The sequence below is a fragment of the Ancylobacter crimeensis genome (assembly GCF_023016805.1).
GTDB lineage: Bacteria > Pseudomonadota > Alphaproteobacteria > Rhizobiales > Xanthobacteraceae > Ancylobacter > Ancylobacter crimeensis.
Map to the genome: position 1 here is coordinate 142,262 of NZ_JALKCH010000002.1, position 20,930 is coordinate 163,191.

A 20,930-nucleotide genomic window follows, 5' to 3' on the forward strand; every position below is an offset into this window, starting at 1 on the left:
ATAAGCGCGGCGGCGAAATAATCTCTCAGCACGAGAGCCGGTTTCGCCGCCGTTTCGTTTGCGCCCGCGGGCGAACGGGGAGGGGTGGCCGGGCGTACCCTGTTGGCAAGGAGAGCCCCCGCGTGGCGGTCCAGACCTTTCCCCCGATGCGTGCCCTTTCTTTGACCGGAGGCGCCGTCCCGCAGCGCGGCTTCACGCCGGCCGAGTTCGAGCACCGCCTCGCGCGGGCGCAGCGCATCCTCCATGCGCACTGGCTCGATGCGGTGTTCGTTACCTCGCCGCCGAATGTCCGCTACTTCACCGGGTTCGATTCCCAATTCTGGGAGAGCCCGACCCGCCCGTGGTTCGTCGTGGTGCCGGCGCAGGGCAAGCCGATCGCGGTGGTGCCCGAGATCGGTGCGCCGGAAATGGCGCGCACCTGGCTGGACGATGTCCGCAGCTGGCCGGCCCCGGTCCCTTCGGATGACGGCATCTCGCTGCTGCGCGCGACGCTGGAGGCCATTCCCGCCCGGTTCGGGCGCATCGGCGCCGAGCTTGGCCGGGAGATGAGCCTGCGTATGCCGGTGACCGACTTTCTCACCCTGCGCGACACCCTGTCCCGCGAAATCGTGGACGGCTCGCCGGCGATCTGGGAGATGCGGCTGGTCAAGACGGACGCCGAGATCGCCCACATCGCCCATATCTGCGCGATCGCCAGCGACGCCTATGAGGCGCTGCCCGCCGCCATCTCCGTCTGCGAGAGCGAGCGCGAGGCGGTGCGCAAGCTGCGCATCGACATCGCCCGCCGCGGTGCGGATTCCACGCCCTTCATGCCGGCCATCTCCGGTCCCGGCGGGGTGGACCAGATCGTGTGCGGACCCGGCGACCGGATTCTCGAGGAGGGCGACATCCTCTTCATCGACACCGGCTCGACCTTCGACGGCTATTTCTGCGACTTCGACCGCAATTACGCGATCGGCACCCTGTCGAGCGAGGCGGCGCGGGTGCATGAGGCGCTCTGGCTCGCCACCGAGGCGGGCATCGCCGCCGCCGTGCCGGGCGCGACGACGGACGAGGTGTGGCGCACGATGAATGCGTATCTCGAAGAGGCCGGTGCCATCGGCAACAATGTCGGCCGGCTCGGCCACGGCCTCGGGCTGCAACTCACCGAGCCGCCCTCGCATCGCCCGGGCGACGGCACGATCATCGTCGAGAACATGGTTCTCACCATCGAGCCCGGCATGGAATACGCTCCCGGCAAGATGATCGTGCATGAGGAGAACATCGTCGTGACCGGCGACGGGCCGCGCCTTCTGACCTCACGGGCGCCCCGCGACATGCCGGTCATCCGCTGAGCCGGGAACGGGAAGGCGGGCGGCAGGGAGCCGCAGATCCCCGGAATCGGGAAGGACCTCCGCGCTCTCCGCTTCCGGGCCCGCCGCTTGCCCGCATGCAGACCTATTCGAAAGAGGCCACGACAGTTCGGCTCTCCTGGATCATCCTGTAGCCGCCCGGCCCGTTCGTCCGGGAGCACGGTACGAGGGGAGGCTCCATGGCTCGTCAGCCGGTGCCGCGCGGCGCCATAGGATCGCTCATCCTCATCGCGGGCATCGTCGCGGGTTCTGTCGCGGCGTTCTCCTATACCGGCGGGTTCCTGTCGCCCGGTCGACTGACGCCGGAGAAGCTGCTCGCCGGGCTGGCGCCGTCGGGCGGCGCGATTCCCGGGCACAGGCGCAACCACGCCAAGGGCATCTGCTTCACCGGCACCTTCCGGGCCAGCGGGGCGGCTGCATCGCTGTCGCAGGCCCGGGTCTTTGCCGCGGGCGACTATCCCGTCATCGGCCGCTTCAATCTCGGCACGCCCGATCCGCAGGCGGCGGACGGAACGGTGCGGGTGCGCGGCCTCGGGCTCCAGATCACCACGCCGGACCGGCGGCAATGGCGTTCGGCCATGATCGATGCGCCGGTCTTCCCCGTCGCGACCCCGCAGGCCTTCTACGGATTGCTTCAGGCGGCTGGCAGCAAGGATCCGGACGCGATGAAGAGCTTCATCGCCGGCCATCCCGAATTCCCGGCCTTCGCCGGCTGGGCGGGAAGCGCGCCGTACCCCGCCAGCTATGCCGGAACCGCCTTCAACAGTCTCAATTCCTTCCTGCTGACCGATGCCGCCGGCCGGCAGCAGGCGGTGCGCTGGTCGTTCCGGCCGGAGGCGCCGCCGGAACCGATGAGCGCGGCGGATTTCGCCGGGCTCGGGCCGAACCATCTCGCCGAGGAGATCACCAAGCGGGTCGCGCAGGGGCCGCAGCGCTGGACGCTGGTGCTGACCCTCGCCGAGCCGGGCGACCCGACCGCCGATCCCAGCCGGCCGTGGCCGGAGGACCGGCGCAGGGTGGAGGCCGGGACCCTGACCGTCGAGCGGATCCAGCCCGAGCCGGACGGACCGTGCCGCGACATCAATTTCGATCCCACCATCCTTCCCGCGGGCATCTCGCTGTCCGACGACCCATTCCCTGCCGCGCGCTCGGCCGCCTATGCGCGCTCCTTCAACCTGCGCACCTCGGAATGGAAGGACTATCCCCGCGAAGCCGGGGCGACGGGAGCGCCCCGACCATGAGCGACACTCTCCGCGATCGTTCGCGTGCCCCGCGCCCGGCGCGGTTCAGCCGGCTCCAGCGCAGCCTGCACTGGCTGATGGCGGTGGCCGTCATCGCCATGCTGTTCATCGGCGTCGGCATGGTGTCCACCGTCTCGCCGGCCTATGTGCCGCTGCTGACCACCCACAGGACGCTCGGCATCGCCATACTGGTGCTGGCGGTGCTGCGGCTGGCGGTGCGCGCCGCTCGCGGCACCCCGCCGCTTCCGGTCGACCTGCCGCGGCCGATGAAGATCGCGGCGAAGCTCTCGCATGTCGCCCTCTACGGGCTGATGATCATGATGCCGCTGATCGGCTGGGCGATGGTATCGAGCGCCGGCAATCCGGTGCTGCTGTTGGGGGGCGTCCAGCTACCCCCCATCCTGCCGGCGAACGGCGCGATGCACGCGGCGCTGTGGAAGGCCCATGCCGCGCTGGCCTTCTGCTTCTTCGCGCTGATCCTGCTGCACCTCGCCGCCGGGCTGTTCCATGGGCTGCTACGGCGCGACGGCGTGTTCGAAAGCATGGCGCCGGTGTCGTCGGAGCGGAGGCGGGAAGCGCCCGTTATGTCTGAATCCGCCACACGGTCCCGCCGGTCGGATGATTCCGCCTGATCGGAAACGGCTCCAGAGCATTTTCGAGCGAAGCGGATACCGGTTCGCGTGAAGAAAATGCGACCAGTCAGTATGTTAGAGCCGTTCATCGAGCCCGTTAAACGATGAATGGCTCTAGCGGGTCGAGAGCGGCAAAGGCGGCGGCGGCGCGCCGCTTCCTGCGCCCAGCGAGCGCTGCACCATCACGCTGTCGGCCCAGCGGCCATAGCGATAGGCGACGCCCGGCAGATAGCCCACGCGCTGGAAGCCGAAGCGCTCGTGCAGGCCGAGCGAGGCGGCGTTGTCGGCGTCGATATAGCCGATCATCTGCCGGAAGCCGGTGGCGGCGCAGGCGTCGATGAGCTCGCCGATCAGGCGGCTGCCCACCCCGCGCCCGACATGGTCGTGATGCACGTAGATCGAGTGCTTGACCGTGTAGCGATAGGCCGGCCGCTTGCGGAACAGCACGACATAGGCATAGCCGACCACCACCCCGTCCACCGTCGCGGCGAGGTGGGGAAAGCGACGGTTCTTCAGGTTCTTGCGCCGGTCGCGCAGATCGTCCGGCTCCGGGCTGCCGTCCTCCATCCCCGCTTCCACGCCGCGATTGATGTGGCGGCGATAGATGGCGAGCATGGCGTCGACGTCGCTGTCGCGGGTCGGGCGGATGACGATGGCGCCGGGGTCGTGGCCGGTGCGGGCGTGGGGCTGCTCCATGGGCGAATCCTAAAGCATCTTCATGCCGCGCCGATACCCGTCCGGCCGGCAAAAGGCGGCGAGACCGGCGGCCTCAGACCGCCGGTTCAGCCACCACATAGGTGTAGAGCCGCACCCGTCCCGCCACGTCGGTCTCGCGATAGACGCCCTGGATCTCGACATCGAAGCCGGGGAAGGTGTTGAAGCAGGCCTCGAACATGCGCAGATAGTCGATCATCGGCTTCGCCCGTTCGGTCAGCCGCTCGCCCGGCACCACGGTCGCGATGCCCGGCGGGTAGACCACGAAGGGCGTGGTCGCGATGCGCCCGGCGATCTCCCCGATCGGCAGGTAGTCCACGTCGTTGCGCACCAGTGCGCGGGCGGCGTCGTGCGGCGACATCGCGATCTCCGGCAGGTGCGCGGCGCCGAACTGGCGGGCCTGCAGGGCGCTGACATCGGCGTCGCGGAAGAAGCGATGCATCTGCCCGCACAGGTCGCGCAGGCGTATTCCGGCATAGCGGGCCGGCCGGCGGCGGACGAATTCCGGGATCACCTCCTCCAGCAGCGCATTGTCGTCATGCAGCTTCTTGAAGGCGACGAGGCCCGAGATGAGCGTGCCCGCCTTGGAGGCCTCGACGCCCGGTGTGAGCAGGAAGAGCAGCGAGTTGAGGTCGTTCTTCTCCGCCACGATGCGATTCTCGCGCAGATATTGAGCCACCACCGGCGCAGGGACGCCGTGCTCGGCATAGGCGCCGGTGGCGCGGTCGAAGCCGGGGGTCAGCAGGGTCAGCTTGTTGGGGTCGGTCATGGCGAAGCCGGGCGCCATATCCTTGAAACCGTGCCACGCCGCGCCGGGCGTCAGCTCCCAGAAGGCGGGATCGCTGGCCAGAAGATCGGTCGCGACGTTCTCCCACGCCACCTCATGGGCGCCGCCGGGGCGCGCGGCGTCCGGGATCGCCACCCGGTCGGGCACGAAGGGCTCGAAGAACCAGCGCCGCTCGGGCCGCTGCTCCTTCTCCTCGAATTCGCGGCGCACGGCGCGGATCTTCTTCCGCAATTCGATGCCGAGCCGGATGGTGTCGTCCCACAGCACCTCGCCGGAGCGGCCCTTCATCATCTGCGCCCCGACATCCAGCGAGGCGAAGAGCGGATAGAAGGGCGAGGTCGAGGCGTGCTGCATGAAGCTCTCGTTGAAGCGCCGGTGCTCCACGCGGCGCTTCTGGCCCTTGATGTGGCGATCCTTCATGTGAATCTGCGAGGCCTGGCTGAAGCTTGCGAGCTGCTTGTGGGTGGACTGGGTGGCGATGATGCCCGGCGAATCCGGCCCGAGCGCCTTCAATCCCATGGCGAAGCGCCGGGCATAGAGCGGGTGGAACTTCATGAAGCCGGCCCAGGCCTCATCGAACAGGATGTAGTCGGCGAGGTGCCCGATCCGCTCCAGGATCATCTCGGCATTGTGGATGGTGCCGTCATAGGTGCACTGCTCAACCACCGCGACGCGGAAGGGGCGGGGCTTCTTCCAGGCCTCGGGATCGGTCACCAGCGGATGGGTACGGATGGCCTCGCGCAGCGCGGTCTCGTCCAGCGCGGCGAAGTCCATCGGCCCTATCAGGCCGTGGGCGTTGCGCTGCGTGGGCACATAGACCGGGATGCCGCCGGAGATCAGCAGCGCGCCGTGATGGGCCGCCTTGTGGTTGTTGCGGTCGAACAGCACGAGGTCGCCGTCGGTGACGAGCGCGCCCAGCGCCACCTTGTTGGAGGTGGAGGTGCCGTTCAGCACGAAATAGGTCTTCTCCGCGCCGAAGATCTTGGCCGCCTCCTTCTGCGCGGCCAGCGCCGGGCCTTCGTGGGTCAGCAGGTCGCCGAGGTCGAGCACGGAATTGTCGAGGTCGTCGCGGAACACCGCCTCGCCCAGATGCTCCATGAACACCCGGCCGATCGGGCTGCGCGAATAGAACACCCCGCCATTGTGACCGGGGCAGGTCCAGAGCTGGTTGCCTTCCTCCGCGTAGTCCACCAGCGCGCCGAAGAACGGCGTCTTCAGCGTCTCGGCATATTGCTTCAGCCGGCTGATGAGGTTGCGGGCGATGAAGGTGGGCGTCTCCTCGGCGAGGAACACATAGCCGTCTATGAAATCGAGCACCTCGACCGGCACGTCCTCCAGCCGCTTGCGGCGGATCAGCAGGATGATGGGGAAGTCGAGCCCGCGCCGGCGCATCAGGTTGATGAGGGCGGAGGTCTTGCCCTCAAGTCCCTTCTTGCCCCAGTCCACCATCATGCAGCCGATGGCGGCGTCGGTCTGCACCGCGATCTCGGCATCCTCGAGATTGCGGGCATGCACCACCTCGAAGCCCGAACGCTCGATCTCGGACACGATCTGCCCGTAGCGCGCGCCCTCCAGATCGGCGGAATCGAAGGCCGGGGTGGCGAACAGGAAGGTGAAGCGGCGAAAATAATCCATCTGGGTCCCCCGGCTCTGAAGTGGCTGCGAGATGTCCTTCGCCTTCATGACAGGACGACGACATCGCCCCGACAACGCGGCGCATGCCGATCCTTTCCGCGAGGGCGGAGGGAACATGCACAGATCGGGGCACGTTCATGGGCGGCGTTGCAAGGGGCAGCCGCCTGTTGCAGCCTGCCCGTCAGGTCCGCAGGTGCCGCGATCCTCGCGGCTGCGGCAGGAGGTGCCCGATGGATTTGCGCCAGAAGCTGATGATCAAGCCGGGATCGAAGGTGAAGCTCAAGAAGATCGATCCGGGCTGGCATGGCGCATTCACCTCCGACGACGAGGCGAAGGAGGAACTGGCGCGCAACGGCAAGCGGCTCGCCGACCTGCAGCAGCTGCTCTATGCCGACCGCCGCCATGCTTTGCTCATCGTGCTGCAGGGCATCGACGCCGCCGGCAAGGACGGCATCTGCTGGCGGGTGATGGGGGCGATGAACCCGCAGGGCACCTATGTGAAGAGCTTCAAGGTTCCCACCGAGGAGGAGCGCTCTCACGATTTCCTGTGGCGGGTGCATGCCTTCACCCCCGGTCTCGGGCAGGTCGCGGTGTTCAACCGTTCGCATTACGAGGACGTGCTGGTCGCCCGCGTGCACAATCTGGTGCCGAAGAAGGTGTGGTCCGCCCGCTATGAGCAGATCAACGCCTTCGAGGAGACTCTCGCCGCCGCCGGCGTCACCATCCTTAAGTTCTTCCTCTATATTTCGCCGGAAGAGCAGCTGGAGCGGTTCCGCGACCGGCTGGACGATCCGACCCGGCAGTGGAAGATCAGCGAGTCGGACTATACCGAGCGCGAGCGGTGGGGCGACTATATGGACGCCTATGAGGCGATGCTGGAGAAATGCTCCACCGACATCGCCCCGTGGTACGTCATCCCCTCGAACCACAAGTGGTTCCGCAACCTCGCCGTGTCGGAGATCATCGAGCAGGCACTGGTCGGCATGAAGCTGGAGCCGCCCAAGCCGAGCGTCGATATCGCCCGCATTCGCGCCGCCTACCACAGCGCGGTGAAGAACGGCACGCCGGGCTGACGGCACGCGGGGATGGCGGCGCGGCGCACGCCGGGCTCGCGACGCGTCGCACTGGACGGGGCGGCGAGCCGGGGTTAGACCGCTGGCATGTCCGGCGAGCCCTTCCACCCCGCTCTTGTCATCTTCGACTGCGACGGCGTGCTGATCGACAGCGAGGTCATCAGCGCGCGCGCGCTGATCGCGGAGCTGGCCGGCCATGGGGTCGTGGTGGACCTGCCCTTCGTGGCGCGCCATTTCATCGGCCGGGCCTTCCCCGTAATCCTGTCCGACGTGGCCGCACGCTTCGCCGTCACCCTGCCGCCGGGATTCGAGGAGGCCTACCGCACCCGCCTGCTCGCCGCTTTCGAGGCCGAGCTCGAGGTGATGGAAGGTGCGGCGGAAACGGTGGCGGCGCTGGCCGTGCCCTTTTGCCTCGCCACCTCGTCGAGCCCGGCGCGGCTCGCGCGTTCGCTGGCCATTTCCGGGCTGGCCCCGCTTTTCGCCGGGCGCTCCTTCACCTCCAGCGAGGTCGCGCGCGGCAAGCCGGCGCCCGACCTCTTCCTGCATGCCGCGGCACGGATGGGCGTGGACCCGGCCGCGTGCCTCGTGGTCGAGGACAGCGCGGCGGGCGTCGAGGCGGGACGGCGCGCGGGCATGCGGGTCTGGCACTTCACCGGCGGTTCCCATATGGCATACATGCCGGCCACAATGGCGGAACCTGCGGCTCCGCATCGCAGTGTCGCAAGCTTCAAAGCGTTCCGGGCGCAGTTGCCCGGCCTGTTCCAGGAGGAAACGAGCGTGACCCACCCCGTGGCGGATCCGGCATGAGCGCCGGCCCCGAGATCGAGGCATCCACGGACGACCAGGCCGCCCGCGCGGCGTGGCTCTATTATGTCGGCGGCCTGACGCAGGACCAGATCGCGACCGAGATGGGTGTGTCGCGCCAGCGGGCGCAGCGCCTCGTCAGCCGCGCCGTGGCCCTCGGTCTCATCCATGTGCGGCTCAACCACCATCTCGCCAGCTCGCAGGAGCTGGAGGCCGCGCTGCGCGAGCGCTTCGGGCTGGTGCGCTGCCGGGTGGTGCCGGGCCTCGGTGCCGACCGCGATCCCGTGCGCGCCATCGCTCCTGCGGCGGCGGCGGAGATGGAGCGCGTGCTGCGCGAGCCGAAGCCCCTCGTCATCGCGCTCGGCACCGGGCGGGCCATGCGGGGAATGGTTGAGGCCCTGAGCGCGGTCGAGGCGCCGCAGCACCGGCTGGTCTCGCTGATCGGCAACATCGCGCCCGATGGCTCGGCCTCCTATTTCGACGTCATCATGCGGCTCGCCGAGAAGGTGCATGCCCCGCATTACCCGATGCCGGTGCCGGTCATCTCCGACACGGCGGAGGAGAACGCGACGTTCCAGTCGCTCGGCCCGGTGCGCAAGGTGCGCGAACTCGCCCGCACGGCGGACGTCACCTTCGTCGGCGTCGGCCAGATGAGCGACGACGCCCCGCTGCTGAAGGACGGCTTCCTGAAGCCCGCCGAGCTGCACGAGGTTCAGGAAGCCGGCGCGGTGGGCGAGGTCGCGGGGCGCATCTTCGATGGCGAAGGACGCTATCTCGAACTCACCATCAATCGCCGGCTCGGCGGCATGCACGCTCCGCCGACCAGCCCGGACAAGCCGGTGATCGGCATCGCCGCGGGCACGTCGAAGGTGGTGGCGATGGGCGCGGCGCTGCGGGCGCGGATCATCAACGGCCTCGTCACCGACGAGCCGACCGCGCGCGCCATCCTCGCCTCCTGACCGGTCGGCTTTTTTCGTCCCATTCCGTTATTGCCGCGTGCAACTTCGCAAGGGAAACGGCGTTGTCGGTCGAGCCGGCATGCGACGAATTGTGCGATTGCACTCATGTCCTCTCGCAATCGCAGCACATCAGGGGGATTGACGGGCTCAAGGGGAGCGTGAATATTTGCCCGCAAGGCGATGAATTGCTCAAGTCGCCATATGGGAGGACATCGATGACCGTGACGATCCGCACCCTCGTGGGCGCGTCGCTCGTGCTTGCGCTGACCGGCGCCGCATCGGCCGAGACGACCATCACCGTGGCGACGGTGAACAATGGCGACATGATCCGCATGCAGCGCCTCATGCCCGACTTCAACGCCAAGCATCCCGACATCAAGGTCAACTGGGTGACGCTGGAAGAGAACGTGCTGCGCCAGCGCGTGACCACCGACATCGCCTCCAAGGGCGGCCAGTACGACGTGCTGACCATCGGCAATTACGAGGTGCCGATCTGGGCCAAGCAGAACTGGCTCCTCCCGCTCGACAATCTGGGCGCCGACTACAACCAGGCCGACCTGATGCCGCAGGTGGCGACCGCGCTCACCGTGGACGGCAAGCTCTATGCGGCGCCCTTCTACGCCGAGAGCTCGATGCTGATGTACCGCACCGACCTGTTCGAGAAGGCCGGGCTCAAGATGCCCGAGAATCCCGATTGGGACTTCATCCTGCAGGCCGCCTCCAAGATCACCGACAAGGCCGCCGGCGTGTACGGGATCTGCCTGCGCGGCAAGGCCGGCTGGGGCGAGAACATGGCCTTCCTCTCGGCCATGAACAACACCATGGGCGGCGCCTGGTTCGACAAGGGCTGGAAGGCCCAGTTCGACGGGCCGGAGTGGAAGAAGACCCTCTCCACCTATCTCGAGCTGATGAACAAATACGGCCCGCCCGGCGCCTCCTCGAACGGCTTCAACGAGAATCTCGCGCTGTTCCAGACCGGCAAGTGCGGCATGTGGATCGACGCCACCGTCGCCGCCTCCTTCATCTCCGACCCCAAGGAATCGAAGGTCGCCGACAAGGTCGGCTTCGCACCCACCCCGACCCGCGCCGGCGGCAGCAACCATGGCAACTGGCTGTGGTCGTGGAACCTCGCCATCCCCGCCTCGTCCAAGAAGGCGGATGCGGCCAAGACCTTCGTCGCCTGGGCGACCTCGCCGGACTATCTGAAGCTGGTCGCGGAGAAGGACGGCATCGCCAATGTGCCTCCCGGCACCCGCGTCTCGCTCTATCAGAACCCGGAATATCTGAAGGTCGCGCCCTTCGCCAAGATGACGCTGACCGCGATCCAGTCCGCCAACACCGCGCACCCCTCCGAGAAGGAGGTGCCCTATACGGGCGGGCAGTTCGTGGCGATCCCTGAATTCCAGGCGATCGGCACCGCGGTTGGCCAGCAGTTCTCGGCCGCGCTCGCCGGCAAGGCGACCGCCGACCAGGCGCTTGCCGCCGCGCAGGCCCTGACCACCCGCGAGATGACCCGCGCGGGCTATCCGAAGTAATCCGCGTTCGTCCGGGTCGGCACCCGCCGGCCCGGACGCCCGACCTGTTCCCGCCGGCCCTTCCACCCCGGCGCAGAGGGCTGGCCGGACCCGTAACCTCCGCGAGCCTTGGCGGATACGGACGGAATATCTTCGCGCCTGCCGTATTTTACGGCCCTCTCCTCTTCGCTCCCGCAGCGTGACCTGCTTTTCCGCCCGTCGTACAGTCCGCGGCGCGTTTCTCGCGACCGGCTCCAGCCAAGGTACTGCCCATGGCGACGCAAGCCTCCCGCACCGCAGGCCGGCTCATGCTGTCCCCGGCGGTCGTGCTTCTCTTCCTGTGGATGATCGTGCCCTTGGCAATGACCATCTACTTCTCGTTCCTGCGCTACAACCTGCTGATGCCGGGCACCGAGGAATGGGCGGGGTTCGACAATTACCACTACTTCTTCACCGATCCCGCCTTCTGGCCGGCGCTGGTCAACACGCTGACGCTGGTGATCGGCGTGCTGGTCATCACCGTGGTGGGCGGGGTCGCGCTGGCGGTGCTGCTGGACCAGCCGATGTGGGGGCAGGGGATCGTGCGCATCCTCGTCATCGCACCGTTCCTCGTCATGCCCAGCGTCTCGGCGCTGGTGTGGAAGAACATGCTGATGAACCCGGTGAACGGCCTGTTCGCGGCCATGGCCCGCGGCCTCGGCCTTCCGCCCTATGACTTCTTCGCCGACGCCCCGCTCGCCTCGATCATCCTCATCGTGGCCTGGCAGTGGCTGCCCTTCGCCACGCTGATCCTGCTCACCGCGATGCAGAGCCTCGACCAGGAGCAGATGGAAGCGGCGGAGATGGACGGAGCGGGGGTGTTCTGGCGCTTCTGGCACCTCACCATCCCGCATCTGATGCGCGCCATCACCGTGGTGGTGCTGATCCAGACGATCTTCCTGCTCTCGGTCTTCGCCGAGATCCTGGTGACCACCAATGGCGGCCCCGGCACCGCGTCCACCACGCTCACCTTCCTCGTCTATGTGCAGTCCATGCTGCAATTCGACGTGGGGCTCGGCTCGGCGGGCGGCATCGTCGCGGTCATCCTCGCCAACATCGTCGCGATCTTCCTGATGCGGATGATCGGCAAGAACCTGGAGACGTGACATGGCGCGCGAGGCCACCAAGGGCCGCAAGGCCGTCACCACCCTCGTCGCCTGGGGGATCGGGCTCGTCATCTTCTTCCCGATCCTCTGGACGGTGCTGACCTCCTTCAAGACCGAGGTGGAGGCGGTGAACCCGCACCCCTCCTTCCTGTTCTTCGACTGGACCTTCGAGAACTACCGGACGGTCAATGAGCGTTCGGACTATTTCGTCCACTTCGCCAATTCCTCGGCGATCGCGCTGGGCTCGACGCTGCTCGGCCTCATCATCGCGATCCCAGCCGCCTGGTCGATGGCCTTCGTGCCCGGCAAGCGGACCAAGGACCTCCTGATGTGGATGCTTTCCACCAAGATGATGCCGGCGGTCGGCGTGCTGGTGCCGATCTACATGCTGGCGCGCGACAGCGGCCTGCTCGATACCCGCACCGGCCTCATCATCGTGCTGACGCTGGTGAACCTGCCGATCATCGTGTGGATGCTCTACACCTACTTCAAGGAGATCCCCGGCGAGATCCTCGAGGCCGCCCGGATGGACGGCGCGACGCTCTCCTCCGAGATCCTCTACGTGCTCACCCCGATGGCGGTGCCGGGCATCGCCTCGACGCTGCTGCTCAACATCATCCTCGCCTGGAACGAGAGCTTCTGGACCCTGAACCTGACGGCGGCCAACGCGGCCCCGCTCACGGCCTTCATCGCCAGTTATTCCAGCCCGGAAGGGCTGTTCTACGCCAAGCTCTCGGCGGCGAGCACCATGGCGATCGCCCCGATTCTGATCCTCGGCTGGTTCAGCCAGAAGCAGCTCGTGCGCGGCCTCACCTTCGGCGCTGTGAAGTAAGGAAAGAACCCAATGGGCGAGATCGTCCTTTCCAAGGTCATGAAATCCTTCGGCGGCGTCGAGATCATCAAGGGCATCGACCTGACGATCGCCGATGGCGAGTTCGTGGTCTTCGTCGGCCCCTCCGGCTGCGGCAAGTCCACCCTGCTGCGGCTCATCGCCGGGCTGGAGGACGTGACCTCCGGCACCATCGCGATCGACGGGCGCGACGCCACCGACCTGCCGCCGGCCAAGCGCGGGCTCGCCATGGTGTTCCAGTCCTATGCGCTCTACCCGCATATGAGCGTGCGCAAGAACATCGCCTTCCCGCTGCGCATGGCGGGCCTTCCCGCGGCGGAGCAGCAGCGCAAGGTCGAGGCGGCGGCGAAGATCCTGAACCTCACCCCCTATCTCGAGCGTCGGCCGGGCCAGCTCTCCGGCGGCCAGCGCCAGCGTGTCGCCATCGGCCGGGCCATCGTGCGCGAGCCGGCGGCCTTCCTGTTCGACGAGCCGCTCTCCAATCTCGACGCGGCGCTGCGCGTCTCGATGCGGCAGGAAATCTCCGAGCTGCACCAGTCGCTCAAGACCACCATGATCTATGTGACCCACGATCAGGTCGAAGCCATGACCATGGCCGACAAGATCGTGGTGCTGAATGCCGGTCGCATCGAGCAGGTGGGCTCGCCGCTGGATCTTTACCGTTCGCCGGCTAACCTCTTCGTCGCCGGCTTTATCGGCTCGCCGAAGATGAACTTCGTCGAGGGCGCGGAGGCGGCGAAGAACGGCGCCCACACGCTGGGCATCCGCCCCGAGCATATCGACGTGACCGCGGACGGGCCGTGGAGCGGCACGGTCGGCATCTGCGAGCATCTCGGCTCCGACACCTTTCTCAAGGTGGAGGTGGCAGGGGTCGGCACCATCAACGTCCGTGCCGGCGGCGAGGTGCCACTGCACCATGGCGATCCCATCCGCCTCACCCCGCAGCCCGACAAGTTCCATCGCTTCGACAGCGCCGGCCAAGCCGCCTGAGATCGCCGCCTGAGATCGCCGCCTGAGATCGCCGCCCGACACGACGGTCCCAAGAGACGGGCACCACCCGTCGCACCGATCCTCCGCCGCGAGGCGCGGCGTCCCTCGCGGGCGTGGCGCAGACTCCGCGGCGCGACGCGGGCCGAGCCCGGCCCAGCGCCCCTGATGCACAGACTTCGTCGCCCGCCGCAGGAGTGCGGGCGGCGTCAACCGGATGGCATGAAGATGACAGAGCCTGCCGCAACGCTCCCCGCCTATGACCGCGCCGCCCTGACGCCCGGCATCGTCCATATCGGGCTCGGCAATTTCCACCGCGCCCATCAGGCGGTCTATCTCGACGACCTGTTCGCCCTCGGCGAGAGCCATGACTGGGCGATCATCGGCGCCGGCGTGCGCGCCCCGGATGCGGCGATGCGCGAGGCGCTCAAGGCGCAGGACTATCTCTCCACCGTCATCGAGCTGGACCCGTCCGGCCGCCGCGCCCGCCGGGTCGGGTCGATGATCGACTTCGTGCCGGTCGAGGCGGGCAACGGCCCGCTGATCGCCGCCCTGTCGCGCCCCGAGATCCGCATCGTCTCCCTCACGGTGACCGAGGGCGGCTATTTCATGGATTCGGCCGGTCGCTTCGATGCCACCGCCACCGAGATCCGGGCCGATGCCGCCAACCCCGAAGCGCCCGGCACCGCCTTCGGCGCCATCCTCGCCGCGCTGAAGGCCCGCCGCGCCGCCGGCATCCCGGCCTTCACCGTCATGTCCTGCGACAACCTTCCCGGCAACGGCCATGTCACGCGGCAGGTCGTGGTCGGGCTGGCGAAGCTGTTCGACCCAGAGCTCGCGAGCTGGGTGGAGGCCAATGTCGCCTTTCCGAACGGCATGGTCGACCGCATCACCCCCGCGACCGGGGAGCGCGAGCGGGCCATGGCCAGGGCGTTCGGCCTGGACGATCCGGTGCCGGTGACCTGCGAGCCGTTCCGCCAGTGGGTGCTGGAGGATCATTTCCCCGCCGGGCGGCCGGCGCTGGAGAAGGTGGGCGTCATCTTCACCGAGCATGTCCACGCCTATGAGACGATGAAGATCCGCATCCTCAATGGCGGCCACGCCATCATCGCCTATCCGGGCGGGCTGATGGACATCGACCTCGTGCATGAGGACATGGCCGAGCCGCTGGTCTCCGCCTTCCTCGACAAGGTGGAGCGCGAGGAGATCATCCCGATCGTGCCTCCGGTACCGGACACCGACCTTAACGCCTATTACGCCATCATCCGCGAGCGCTTCTCCAACCCGGAGGTCGCCGACACGGTGCGCCGGCTCTGCCTCGACGGCTCGAACCGGCAGCCGAAATTCATCGTGCTGTCGATCCGCGACAACCTCGCCCGCGGCGTGGTGCCGAAGGGGCTGATCCTCGAATCCGCGCTCTGGGCCCGCTACTGCGCGGGGGTCACCGATTCCGGCGCCGTGATCGCACCGAACGATCCGAACTGGGACGCGCTCACCGCCCGGGCGAAGGCGGCGAAGGACGATCCGGCGGCGTGGCTGGCGATGAGCGAGGTCTATGGCGATCTCGGGCAGAATCCCGACGTCGTTTCCGCCTTCACCGAAGCGCTGAACGCGCTCTATGCCAGGGGGGCGCGCGCGGTGATCACGGAGTATCTCGCGAGCTGACCCGCCGGTCCGGGCCCCATCCGGCGGCCCGGTCCGCCTCTTGTTTCCCCTTTGCCCCCTTGCCAGCCGGCCGGCGCCATGGACATCTGCGCGGGCCGCCCGCTACCCGAGGATCTGCCATGCCCGACAGCCTTCCGACCGCGTCTCCGGCCATCCTCTGCGCGGGCGAGGCCCTGATCGACATGGTGCCGCGCGAGACGCCGGAAGGGCAGGCCTTCCTGCCGCTGCCCGGCGGGGCGGTGTTCAACACCGCCATAGCGGCCGCCCGGCTGGGAGCGCCGACGCTGTTCTGGTACGGACTGTCGACCGACCTGTTCGGCGACCGGCTGCGCGCCGCGCTCACCGAGGCAGGGGTCGACGCCCGGCTCTGCCGCCCCTCCGAGCGGCCGAGCACGCTCGCCTTCGTCACGCTGGTGGGCGGGCAGGCGCGCTATCTCTTCCTCGACGAGAACACCGCCGGCCGGATGCTGGCCGAGGACGACATTCCCGAGGTGCCGGCCGAGGTGGGCGCGCTGTTCTTCGGCGGCATCAGCCTGGTGAACGAGCCGGTCGGTGCCACCATGGAGGCGCTGGCGGAGCGGGTGGCGAGCGACGGGCGGGGCCGGCTGATCATGCTGGACCCCAACATCCGGCCCGGCTTCATCCGCGACGAGGCGACCTATCGCGCCCGGATCCGGCACCTCCTCGGCCTCGCCCATGTGGTGAAGCTGTCCGACGAGGACCTGTTCTGGCTCACCGGGCCGGGCGATCTCGAGACGCAGGTGCGCGCCATCCGCGAGATGGGCCCGCAACTCGTGCTGATCACCCTGGGCGCCAGGGGCGCGCGGGCCTTCGCCGCCGGCATCGACGTTTCGGCCAACGCTCCGGCGGTAACGGTGGCGGACACGGTGGGAGCGGGGGACACCTTCAATGCCGGCTTCCTCGCCGCGCTCGCCGCGCAGGACGCGCTGAACCCCGCCGCGCTGGCCGCCCTGACCTCCGCCGCCATCGGCGAAGCGCTGTCCTTCGCCACCCGGGCCGCCGCGATCTCGGTGACGCGGGCCGGCGCAAACCCGCCGTGGCGGCACGAGATGGACGCTGCGACCTCATAAGCCTTTGACTTTGCCGCCGCGCGCCCTTTCTTTGCCTGAAGGGCAGGTGAGTGCGAGCGTCAGATGGTCAGCATCCGGGAGGACGGGCGAGATGTGCGGGACATGACCGGAAGCAGCATGGGGCAGCCCCGCGCCGAGGTCGAAGCCCGATGAGCCCCCCGGCGGACGCGGCGACCGACCTTCCCGCTTCGGTCCTCACGCTTTCACCGGCCGCGCTTTATGAGCGGATCGCCGCCGCCGTCGTCGCTTCGGCCGGCGAGGCGGTGCTGGTGTGCGCGCGCGAAGGCATCGTCACCCACGCCAATGCCGCGGCCCGACAGCTCGCCGCGCAGGATCCCGTCGGCCGCCCGTTCGCCGAGGCGGTGCCGCTGGTGTTTCCCGGCGCCAACGGCCTGATGGCGCCCGACGAGATCGTCGCGATGGCGTTGCGCGGCACGCCGCTGCAGGGCCTCGCGGCACAGTTGCCCAATGCCGAGGGGGCCGAGGCTTCGCAGAACAGGGACCTGCTCGTCAACGCGGTGCCGCTGGAGCTTATACCCGGCGAGGCCGGCGAGGCTGGCAGAGCCGGCGGCGCCATCGTCACGCTGGTGGACCTCACCCCGCGCCGGGAGGCCGAGCGGCAGCGCCTGCTGCTCATGCGCGAACTCGACCACCGGGTGAAGAACACGCTGGCGCTGGTGCTCTCCATCGGCAGCCGCACCGCCCATCACGAGGAGACGCTGGAAGGCTTCCAGCGCGCCTTTGCCGGCCGAATCCAGGCGCTGGCTGCGGCACACAACCTGCTGGCCGACAATTCCTGGAGCAACCTGACGCTCGAGGATCTGGTGCGCACCGAAATCGCGCCCTCGTCTGGAACCGCGGCCGCCCGGGTGCGCACGGAAGGGCTCGACATCGCGGTGGCGCCGCGTGCGGCCATCGCCTTCGGGCTTGTCGTGCACGAGCTCACCACCAATGCGGTGAAGTTCGGCGCGCTGTCGGTGGCCGATGGCACGGTAAGCCTCACGCGCGTCGCCATGCCGAGCGAGGCGCGCAACGCGCTGGTGCTGGAATGGCGGGAGCAGGGCGGGCCGCCGGTCACCGCGCCGGGGCGCAGGGGCTTCGGCCAGACCGTCATCAGCCGCAGCCTGCGCTATTCGGGCGAAGGCGGTGCCGAACTCAGCTTCGAGCCGGACGGGGTCCGCTGCGAGATCCGTATCCCGGCCGAGGATCTGCGCGAGCGCGTCGGCTGAGCATATCGCGGGTGAGCTGCGGGTGGCCCTGCAGCAACTATCGTCCCCCATCGAAGGGTTGGGAGGCATCCCGGTGCCGTCGCGGCCGATCCCGCCGCCGCCGCGGGTTGCGCATGCGGGGAATGCGCCTAAGACACTTCGATGACACGGTGACCTTTTGCGGGAAAGGCTATCATGATCGGGGTGCAGTCCAGCCGCCGGCAGGCCAGCGTGCCGCGCGGGGATGTCTGTCGTGCAGGGGGCGCGGCGAAGGAGCGCCCCGGCGGGGATGGTGCCGTTGACCGCACGCGCGGTCCCATGCGCGGTCGCACCCAGGCGTGGGGGCTCCGCTGAGGGGCCGGTCGCGTATCGCGGGCTCCGACCGGAGCGTGCGCCTTTTCGGGTGGCTGCTCATCGCCGGCAGCATCGCGGCGGCGGTCGGCCTGGTCCTGACGGTCGTGCTGGTGCTCTGGGAGGCCCGCAACGACGCCTGGGCCCGTGCCGAGATTTCCGAAACCAACCTCGCCCGGGCCTTCGCCACCCATGTCGAACGCCATCTCCAGCTTTATCAGGCCGGGCTGGATTTCGTCGTCCTGCAGCTCGATGACGGTCTGCTCGGCACCGGGTCCGGTCCGCGGCTGAACCGGCTGCTCACCAATGTCGCCGGCAGCATGCAGTTCGACGGCTCGATCCTGGTGCTCGACGCGCAGGGCCGGGTGATCGGCGACTCCATGCCGGGGCCGAAGAGTACCGATCTGTCCGACCGCGACTATTTCCGCGTCCATGTCGAGGACGCCGCGCTGGGCATCTATCTCAGCCAGCCCTTCCTGAGCCGCGTGCGCCACGGCGACTGGAGCATCGCCCTCAGCCAGCGGCTGAACCGGCCAGACGGCAGCTTCGGCGGGGTCGCGGCCATCGTCATCAGCCTCGATTTCGTGCGCGAGTTCATGCGTGTCATCCACATGCAGACCGGCGACGTGATGACATTGCTCAACACCTCGGCGCGGGTGCTGGTGCGCCAGCCGCCGGTGCGCGACGAAGAGAAGATGAGCCTGCTGGGCTCGCCGGTCTTCGAGCGGATGATGGCGGAGCGCACCGGCAGCGTGGTGGGCGTCAGCGTGGTGGACGGCGTGGAGCGGCTCTACAGTTTCACGCCGGTCGCCCGCACCGACCTCGTGGTCACCGTCGGCACCTCGACGAGCGAGATCCTCGCGGCCTGGCGCTGGCGCAGCCTCGTCATCGGCTCGATGGCCGGCCTCATCGGGGTGATGCTGGTCGGCCTCGCTCTGCTGCTTCGGATCTCGCTGCGCCGGCAGGGCCTTGCCGAGCGCGAGCTGAAGCGCCTCGCCACCACCGACCCGCTCACTGGTCTCGCAAACCGCCGCCGCTTCGACGAGGCGCTGGAAATGGAGTGGCTGCGCGCCCGTGCCGATCGCGCGCCGCTGACGGTGATGATGGTGGACGCCGACCATTTCAAGCAGCTCAATGACCATTACGGCCACGCCGCCGGCGACGCCATGCTGCGGACCATGGCCGGTCTCATCCTGCGCGCGGGACACGAGGCCCAGCAGGGGGCGCAGCGGGCGGGGCGGCCCGATGCGCGCGAGCGCCACATCCTCGCGGCGCGGATCGGCGGCGACGAATTCGCGGTGATCGCGCCGCGCTGCAACCGCGTGGAAGGCGAGGCGCTGGCCTGGGCGATCCGCGAGCACATCCGCGAGATCACCGCCGCGCAGGGCGAGGGCGCGCCGCCCTGCAGCGTCAGCGTCGGCGTCGCCACCGACATGGGCGGCGAGAGCGCATCGGCCGCGGCGCTGCTGGCTGCGGCGGACGCCGCCGTCTATGCCGCGAAGGCGGCCGGGCGGGATCGTGTGGCGGGCGCCGTGCGCAACCCGTCCGACGTGCTGTCCGCGGGGGAGGTCGTGATCGTGGGCCGCGGCGTGCTCTCCCCGCCGCCGGCCTCCGACACGCCCGCCGGAGAGCCGGCCGCCGGAGAACCGGACGCCGGAGAACCGGACGCCGCCTCCTGAGCGACCCGTTCCGATTGCCGGAGGCCGCGCCATATGGGCTGCCATACGGGCTGGCCATGCGGCCTCCGGCTACCTATCCTGCGGCGTCATTTCCTCTCCGGGCCTTCCGAATGGACACACGGCATCTCGAAGCCTTCCGCGCGGTCTACGAGAACGGCTCGATGAGTGCGGCGGCGGCGGTGCTGAAGAAGTCGCAGCCGGCGATCAGCAATCTCATCGCCCGGCTGGAGGACGAGATCGGGCTGAAGCTGTTCCACCGCGCCCATGGCCGGCTGGAGCCGACCCAGGAGGCCGCCACCTTCTTCGCCGTCATCACCCGGACGCTCGACGCGATGGAGCGCACCCTCGCCGTGTCGCGCAACCTCCGGGGCCTGTCCTCGGCGACGCTGCAGATCGCCAGCCCGCCGGGCCTCGCCACCTATCTGCTGCCGCCCATCGTCTCGCAGGTGCTGACCGAAAATCCCGGCGCGACCTGCCGCTTCATCACGCGCTCCTCCTATGCGGTGCGCGATCTCGGCGCGGTCGGCGCCTTCGATGTGGGCTTCGCCGAGCTGCCCATCGACATCCATGTCGCCTCGCTCGAACTGTTCGAGGTGGCCTGCATGTGCGTGATGCGCCCGGACCATCCGCTCGCCGCTGCGGACCGGGTGACGCCGGCGCTGCTCGATTCCTCGCCCTTCGTCACGCTCTTCCCCGAGCACATCACCCATATCGCGGCGGCGGAGGCGTTCTTCGAGGCGGGGGTGCACTGGAACGTGGTCGCCGAGGTCGAGTTCTTCGGCACTGCCTGCATGCTGGTGCAGGAACTCGGCGCGGTGACGCTGGTGGACCCGGCGACCGCTCGCATCTTCACGCGCTACGGGCTGGTGGCGCGGCCCTTCGAGCCCGCGGTACCCTACCGCTTCGGCATGTTCCGCCCCTCCACCCGCGCACCGGCGCGGATCGCGGTGGAGTTCATGGAGCGCTTCCGCCGCGCCATGGCCGGGCAGGGCGCGCGCTGAACAGCGTTTCTGGTGCCATGGAACCGGTGCAGGCACGCCGCACAAATTTGAAGCAATCGAGAGTGCCGCCTACCCGCTTCACGCGCACTGTTTTTTCCGGTGCGGTGGGAAAGGGTGGTGACGACCGTGCGGGGTGGTCAGTCTATAACTTTGCTTTATGGATTTCCCTCTATTTCCGGTTTGACCGCGCCCGCGTTCCGGCGCGTGATCGGCGCCGGGATCGCCCCTGATCGGAGGTGGAC

General features: G+C 68.6%; 17 protein-coding genes. 15 read left to right on the forward strand and 2 right to left on the reverse strand.

Features of this window, described 5'->3' with window-relative positions; genetic code table 11:
- The first annotated feature begins 122 nt into the window (after positions 1–122).
- The 3 genes from MWN34_RS02800 (at position 123) to MWN34_RS02810 (ending at position 3,225) form a co-directional block, all read left to right on the forward strand.
- Complete coding sequence (locus MWN34_RS02800) at positions 123–1,334, forward strand: M24 family metallopeptidase (RefSeq protein WP_247026273.1); 1,212 nt, start codon at positions 123–125, stop codon at positions 1,332–1,334.
- Positions 1,335–1,531: 197 nt separating this feature from the next.
- Positions 1,532–2,593, forward strand: a complete 1,062-nt coding sequence (locus tag MWN34_RS02805; protein ID WP_247026274.1) for a catalase family peroxidase — start codon at positions 1,532–1,534, stop codon at positions 2,591–2,593.
- On the forward strand, positions 2,590–3,225 hold the full coding sequence (locus MWN34_RS02810; RefSeq protein ID WP_247026275.1) for a cytochrome b: 636 nt from the start codon (positions 2,590–2,592) through the stop codon (positions 3,223–3,225). The genes MWN34_RS02805 and MWN34_RS02810 overlap by 4 nt, the downstream gene beginning before the upstream one ends.
- Before the next feature lie 114 nt (positions 3,226–3,339).
- On the opposite strand, the gene MWN34_RS02815 is transcribed toward MWN34_RS02810, so the two are convergent.
- Together MWN34_RS02815 and MWN34_RS02820 are read right to left on the reverse strand one after the other, a co-directional pair.
- Entirely contained in the window at positions 3,340–3,921 is a 582-nt protein-coding gene (locus MWN34_RS02815) for a GNAT family N-acetyltransferase (protein WP_247026276.1), read from the reverse strand.
- A gap of 73 nt (positions 3,922–3,994) precedes the next feature.
- Positions 3,995–6,361, reverse strand: coding sequence for an Orn/Lys/Arg family decarboxylase (locus tag MWN34_RS02820; protein ID WP_247026277.1), 2,367 nt, complete (start codon positions 6,359–6,361; stop codon positions 3,995–3,997).
- Positions 6,362–6,591: 230 nt separating this feature from the next.
- On the opposite strand from MWN34_RS02820, the gene MWN34_RS02825 reads away from it, so the two are divergent.
- From MWN34_RS02825 to MWN34_RS02880, 12 genes are all read left to right on the forward strand, one after another.
- Positions 6,592–7,434: a polyphosphate kinase 2 family protein gene (locus MWN34_RS02825; protein ID WP_247026278.1), complete on the forward strand. Its 843-nt coding sequence runs from the start codon at positions 6,592–6,594 to the stop codon at positions 7,432–7,434.
- 87 nt (positions 7,435–7,521) lie between these two features.
- Positions 7,522–8,241, forward strand: coding sequence for an HAD family hydrolase (locus MWN34_RS02830; RefSeq protein ID WP_247026279.1), 720 nt, complete (start codon positions 7,522–7,524; stop codon positions 8,239–8,241).
- A complete protein-coding gene (locus MWN34_RS02835; RefSeq protein ID WP_247026280.1) occupies positions 8,238–9,197 on the forward strand; it encodes a sugar-binding transcriptional regulator in 960 nt (319 codons plus the stop codon). The genes MWN34_RS02830 and MWN34_RS02835 overlap by 4 nt, the downstream gene beginning before the upstream one ends.
- Before the next feature lie 221 nt (positions 9,198–9,418).
- Positions 9,419–10,732, forward strand: coding sequence for an ABC transporter substrate-binding protein (locus MWN34_RS02840; protein WP_247026890.1), 1,314 nt, complete (start codon positions 9,419–9,421; stop codon positions 10,730–10,732).
- A gap of 251 nt (positions 10,733–10,983) precedes the next feature.
- Positions 10,984–11,856, forward strand: a complete 873-nt coding sequence (locus tag MWN34_RS02845; RefSeq protein WP_247026281.1) for a carbohydrate ABC transporter permease — start codon at positions 10,984–10,986, stop codon at positions 11,854–11,856.
- A gap of 1 nt (position 11,857) precedes the next feature.
- Positions 11,858–12,688: a carbohydrate ABC transporter permease gene (locus tag MWN34_RS02850; protein WP_247026282.1), complete on the forward strand. Its 831-nt coding sequence runs from the start codon at positions 11,858–11,860 to the stop codon at positions 12,686–12,688.
- A gap of 12 nt (positions 12,689–12,700) precedes the next feature.
- Complete coding sequence (locus MWN34_RS02855; RefSeq protein WP_247026283.1) at positions 12,701–13,696, forward strand: ABC transporter ATP-binding protein; 996 nt, start codon at positions 12,701–12,703, stop codon at positions 13,694–13,696.
- Between the two features lie 225 nt (positions 13,697–13,921).
- The gene (locus MWN34_RS02860) at positions 13,922–15,358 is read left to right on the forward strand and encodes a mannitol dehydrogenase family protein (RefSeq protein ID WP_247026284.1); all 1,437 of its coding nucleotides are present in this window, start codon (positions 13,922–13,924) and stop codon (positions 15,356–15,358) included.
- Positions 15,359–15,477: 119 nt separating this feature from the next.
- Positions 15,478–16,449: a carbohydrate kinase family protein gene (locus tag MWN34_RS02865; protein WP_247026285.1), complete on the forward strand. Its 972-nt coding sequence runs from the start codon at positions 15,478–15,480 to the stop codon at positions 16,447–16,449.
- A 149-nt stretch (positions 16,450–16,598) separates the two neighbouring features.
- A complete protein-coding gene (locus tag MWN34_RS02870; protein ID WP_247026286.1) occupies positions 16,599–17,678 on the forward strand; it encodes a sensor histidine kinase in 1,080 nt (359 codons plus the stop codon).
- Between the two features lie 368 nt (positions 17,679–18,046).
- On the forward strand, positions 18,047–19,687 hold the full coding sequence (locus MWN34_RS19685) for a sensor domain-containing diguanylate cyclase (RefSeq protein WP_247026287.1): 1,641 nt from the start codon (positions 18,047–18,049) through the stop codon (positions 19,685–19,687).
- A gap of 110 nt (positions 19,688–19,797) precedes the next feature.
- Positions 19,798–20,688: a LysR family transcriptional regulator gene (locus MWN34_RS02880; protein WP_247026288.1), complete on the forward strand. Its 891-nt coding sequence runs from the start codon at positions 19,798–19,800 to the stop codon at positions 20,686–20,688.
- Positions 20,689–20,930: the final 242 nt, after the last annotated feature.